Below are 5,199 nucleotides of genomic sequence, written 5' to 3'. Positions count from 1 at the left end.
ATGGTATCCAAAAGTTTTACGAAGAGTGTGAGTACCTATTTCTCCAGATACAATTACTCCCTTTTCATTCTTTTCTACAATTCCTATCATTTCTGCTGCGTTATTTAGAATTCTATATGCTCGTTGTCTTGTTATAGGTGTCTCTCCAACATTTCTCTGAATCACACCAACAGAACAAAAAGAAAATGTATCCAAGAGTAGAGATACTTTTTTAAATCTCTACATTTAAGTGTACATTTTCTCATTCATAATTAATTTGATTTACAATAATTAGTTAGTTCTTTTGATCTTTTCACACTTAGCTCACCTTCTGCAAAACATTTTCTACACTGTTTTGATTTAATCCAAAGTCTCTGCAAAGGTATGCATACACCTCAATAACCAACATATGTGTAAAAGCAAGCCCCCAAATCATGGACCTTTTATCCGAAATCTGTTGGCTTGCTTTTACACGTAGGTTACTTAACCATTTTAAATTTTTTCATATTCTTTATTATATACATTTCCAAGGCTTGTACTATCCAATTACGTATAAAACTTTTAACTATTCATTTTATAATAGAAATCATTGCCCACATATATATATAGATTATATTGTGTACTACCAACTGGGGTTTTTATAGTAACAGACAATGTACCTTGTGCATGATGCGCACGTGTTTCAGTTTTTTGTGACATCACTAAAGTTAACCCAGTGTAATCAACTGGGAAAATGGCTGTACAACTTTTATTATTAAGTGCATCAATTCTATCGAATCCATCTCTTACAAGCGTAAAATCGGCAAGAAAACTGGCATAAAACAAACCATAAAACATTGCTACCTTTATATTTTTATAGGTACCAGTTGGAGCAGTGGTTGCGGCGGTTACTGTGTCTGAGGTGGGTTGTACCGATAGTTTTTGTATTTCAGTAGCATTTAATAATACATTATTTAATTTACCACCATCAAAATTCATGCTTGATATTGATATTGAACCATCAGCATAAATATATTTAGTGGAATGTCCTGCTAATTCTATTGTTTGAACAGGTGTTGCCTTTGTTAAAGAATCCCATAAAATACCTTGATATAATTTATTAAGAAGATTCTTTTGAGTAGCATTATCGACACCGTTACTTGTTAACCAAGCAATAAGTTCTTTTTTCTGAGCATCAGGAATAACAATTTTTTTATTCGATTGAATTTGTTCAACTTTTAGAATGTTTTTATCAACCCTATTATTTTGATTTGCAAAAACATTTGCATTTGAAGATAATACTAACGCAGAAATTAGTAACATTGATAACAACTTTTTAGATCGTTTATTCATTTATAATCTCCTCCTCGTAATTTATGTCCATACATATATTACCATTAAAATTTCTATAAGTGTATATATTCTCTTTACAAATATGTACTTTTATTTTATATTTTTAAATACTTATTGCTTAATATTAATATTAAAACTTATTTGTGTAATCTATTCTGTACTTATTTATATTGTTTTTGAATAATATGCTCGATTAGAGCCTTCGATACGCCGAAACTGAGCCAGGATAACGGAAAAATTTGAGCCACCTTCACGCGAGGTGATCCATATATGCATTTTTTGTCAATAATGAATTTATACACTACTTTCAGTGTAAATAAATTCAAGGGAGGTCATATTATTATGACCAAATATCGTGAAATACTAAGGCTTTACAGTCAAGGCATTAGCCAACGTAATATTGCTATAAGTTGCGAGTCTTCTCGCAACACCGTATCAAACACTTTAAAACGTGCTGAGGCATGCCAAACAGGTTGGCCATTACCGGAAGGTATGTCAGATGATGAATTAATTAAACGACTATTTCCGGAACGTATACTTTCTTCATCTCGAAGGGTCCCAGATTGTGAACATATCCATAAAGAAATGGCTAAAAGCGGCGTAACACTTAGCTTGCTCTGGAATGAGTATTGCGAAGAATGCAGATTGAGTGGTGAAATCCCCTTTATGTATACTCAATTTTGTAAAAATTACCGTGATTTTGCTACTGTCACTAAAGCCACAATGCATATTGACCGTAAGCCAGGTGAACAATTAGAAGTTGATTGGGCCGGCCAAACAACACCAGTTATTGATAGCAATACTGGTGAAGCTATTAGTGCCTATATTTTTGTTGCGGTCTTATCATCTAGTAAATATGCTTATGTGGAAGCTTTTTTATCACAAAATCAGGAATGTTGGATTACTGCACATATTAATGCGTATGAATTCTTTGGAGGAGTTACAAGGATTCTTATTCCTGATAATTTAAAAACGGGAGTAGACAGAGTATCTTGGTATACACCAATTATAAACAAAACTTACCATGAAATGTCTGAGCACTATGGGACAGCAGTAATTCCAGCACGTGTTAGAAAACCAAAAGATAAAGCTAGTGTTGAAGGCACTGTAGGCGTTATTTCTACTTGGATTATTGCAGCACTCCGTCATCAAAAGTTTTTTTCACTAAGAGATTTAAATGAAGCTATAAGCTTAAAACTATATGAGTTTAATAATAAACCATTCCAAAGGAAACCTGGAAGTAGACTAAGTACATTTCTGGAAGAAGAAAAATCAACTCTTATGCCACTTCCCAAAGCTCAATATGAGCTAGCTACCTGGAAAATTGCTACAGTACAATTTAACTATCATATTTCTGTAGACAAAATGAACTATAGTGTACCTTATGAATATATTAAACACAAAGTAGATGTGCGTAGTACACGTAACGTAATTGAGGTTTTTTATAATAATAATCGTATATGTTCTCACCCTAAATTGCACGGACGAGAAGGTCAATATAGTACAGTAGAAGAGCATATGCCAGAAGGTCATAAGAACTACCTTGCTTGGAATTCTGAAAGATTTATCTCTTGGGCAGAAAGTATTGGTAACAATACAACAATAGTGATAAAAGCGATTCTTTCTGTGCATAAAATAGAACAACAAGGCTATAAAGGATGCCTAGCATTATTAAAGTTAGCAGATAAATACGCTATTAGCAGACTTGAAGCTGCTTGTAAAAAAGCATTGGCTTATACACCAAACCCTAGCTATAAAAGTGTACAGACAATTTTAAAAACCGGTCAAGATAAAATTTTAAAAGAGGAAACTAACATAGATAATACTGATTCTGCTGATTTCGGGTTTACTAGAGGTGCAGATTATTATGGGAGGAATTCATCATGATAAATGAACCTACGGTTGCAAAGCTTAATGAGTTAAAACTCAATTCTATGGCAGAATCTTATCTAAATCAGCTACAAAATCCATCCTTTAAGGATCTATCGTTCGAAGAACGCTTTGGCCTTATTATTGATATGGAATGGTCTAGGAGGAAAAATAATAAGCTAACTAGCCTTATTCGCAAGTCTGAGTTTAGCTTAACTGATGCATGCATTGAAAACATAGAATACCATGTAGATAGGAAGCTTGATAAAGCACAAATCACAAGGTTATCTACCTGCAATTATATCCAAGAGAAGCATAATATAATCATTTTAGGTGCTTCAGGCGCAGGAAAAACATATGTAAGCTGCGCTTTTGGAATAGCAGCTTGCCGAAACTTCTTCACAGTAAAATATATACGACTTCCAGATTTGCTAAATGAATTTGCGGTAGCTAGAGGAGAAGGAATTTATCAAAAGGTAATTAAACAATATAAAAATGTGAGTTTGTTAATCCTTGATGAATGGCTTTTAGTACCTCTAAATAATAGTGAAGCTAGAGATCTATTAGAAATAATCGAAGCAAGGCATAAAAAAGCTGCTACTATTTTTAGCTCTCAATTTTCACCTTCCGGTTGGCATGGAAAGATTGGCGAAGGCACGTTGGCTGACGCTATCTTAGATAGAATAGTCCATGATTCATACACTATATTTATTGATGGAGAAGATTCTATGCGTAAACGAAAAGGCATTCAGAAATAACACAAATATTACTACAATTCATGCTATCTTGTTACATTTTGACTTTTACTGGATCACCCCGTAACAAGGTGGCTCAATTTTGAACATATATATGGCTCAACATAGAACGAATTGATGGATCAAAACCAACGAAATATTCAGTTTTGTACTTATTTGGTATATTTTGTATTATGATTTTGTAAATAAAGTTTAGAAGATATTATAACTTAAAGATAAGGATTTAAAAGATAAGAACTCATTGCTAAATTCCCAGCGACTTACGCTGCTTTGATATTTATATGGATAGCCATTTATTAATGGGTACTTATTTAAATAAAAAAGAAAGTGAGTTTAGTAATTCTAAACTCACTTTCTCCATATTTATTTATTTACTTTATTATTCTAACCTCTTGCTATGTAGCAAGCTATTTCATGAGTAAACCTTTAAAGTAAATAAATCAAAGTAAATACATTAAATCTGTATAAGTTTTATTTACTAATAAATCATCGTGGTAACATGGTTAATTACAATTGACAAAAACATTATAAGAAACATGTGCATTAACTTTCCATTTTTTTACCTGCAATAACTATTCCATGTAATTCCATATCGGACATATTAAATAATATAATATTCCTAATATTATTAAGTAAACTAACATAATCAAAATTGCACCTAATATAAAACTTGAAGAAGTTATAAAACCAATTACTATAAAAGTCAAGCAAGCTGCTGTATATAAGTATAAACCTAATTTCTTCCACTTAAATACTAGTATAAGACCTATAGTTTGAATTAAAGCTAAAATAATTGTTACAAATCTAGATGAATTCATTAATCCTTCAGGTTCTTTTGAGTGAACAAGTAAATAATTTAGTATACCCAAACTATATAATGCTATTAATACCAATAAAGTTAATGTTAACAATATTCCCCTTTGCTTGGATCCCGTAACCATTATTTTTCCTCCTCTATACTATTTGATTATTATATATATCTATATGGATATACAACTATTTAACTGTTTTTTTCTTAATCACTTTTATATCTAATACATATTCATTATAATTCAAAATTATGCTTATAGCCTCCAAAAGATAAGAATTATTGTTGTTAAGTCCTAATTAGATTTAATTCGATTTGATTAATTCAACAATAGTTTTAGGTTGATTTATGATCTAATTTATTGTATAAAAAGTTAGTTGGGTGTTTTTGCCTATCCCCCCCCCGAAAAGGTAAGTTAGTGTGAAATAGTAGAGTGTTTCTTCTATCCGAGGTTAG

At 31.7% G+C, this 5,199-nt stretch carries 4 protein-coding genes and 1 pseudogene; 2 read left to right on the top strand and 3 right to left on the bottom strand.

Going from position 1 to position 5,199, the window contains the following annotated elements:
* Both ACJAX4_RS22050 and ACJAX4_RS22045 read right to left on the bottom strand, forming a co-directional pair.
* Positions 1-138 (bottom strand): annotated as a pseudogene (locus ACJAX4_RS22050) (site-specific integrase); the annotation flags it as partial.
* Between the two features lie 402 nt (positions 139-540).
* Positions 541-1,311 carry a hypothetical protein gene (locus ACJAX4_RS22045; RefSeq protein WP_435791590.1) on the bottom strand — a complete coding sequence of 257 codons (771 nt, stop codon included), beginning with the start codon at positions 1,309-1,311 and terminating at the stop codon, positions 541-543.
* 342 nt (positions 1,312-1,653) lie between these two features.
* Between ACJAX4_RS22045 and istA the strand changes: the two genes are divergently transcribed.
* A complete protein-coding gene (gene istA / locus ACJAX4_RS22040; RefSeq protein ID WP_435791589.1) occupies positions 1,654-3,198 on the top strand; it encodes an IS21 family transposase in 1,545 nt (514 codons plus the stop codon).
* Positions 3,195-3,938, top strand: a complete 744-nt coding sequence (gene istB / locus ACJAX4_RS22035) for an IS21-like element helper ATPase IstB (RefSeq protein ID WP_435791588.1) — start codon at positions 3,195-3,197, stop codon at positions 3,936-3,938. The genes istA and istB overlap by 4 nt, the downstream gene beginning before the upstream one ends.
* A 569-nt stretch (positions 3,939-4,507) precedes the next feature.
* Here istB and ACJAX4_RS22030 read toward each other — a convergent pair.
* Positions 4,508-4,876, bottom strand: coding sequence for a hypothetical protein (locus ACJAX4_RS22030; protein WP_435791587.1), 369 nt, complete (start codon positions 4,874-4,876; stop codon positions 4,508-4,510).
* Positions 4,877-5,199: the final 323 nt, after the last annotated feature.

Origin of the sequence: Clostridium sp., assembly GCF_051278035.1 — a bacterium.
GTDB lineage: Bacteria > Bacillota > Clostridia > Clostridiales > Clostridiaceae > Clostridium_AD.
The sequence above is the reverse complement of the archived record's forward strand: the minus strand, read 5'-3'. Positions and strand labels throughout refer to the sequence as shown.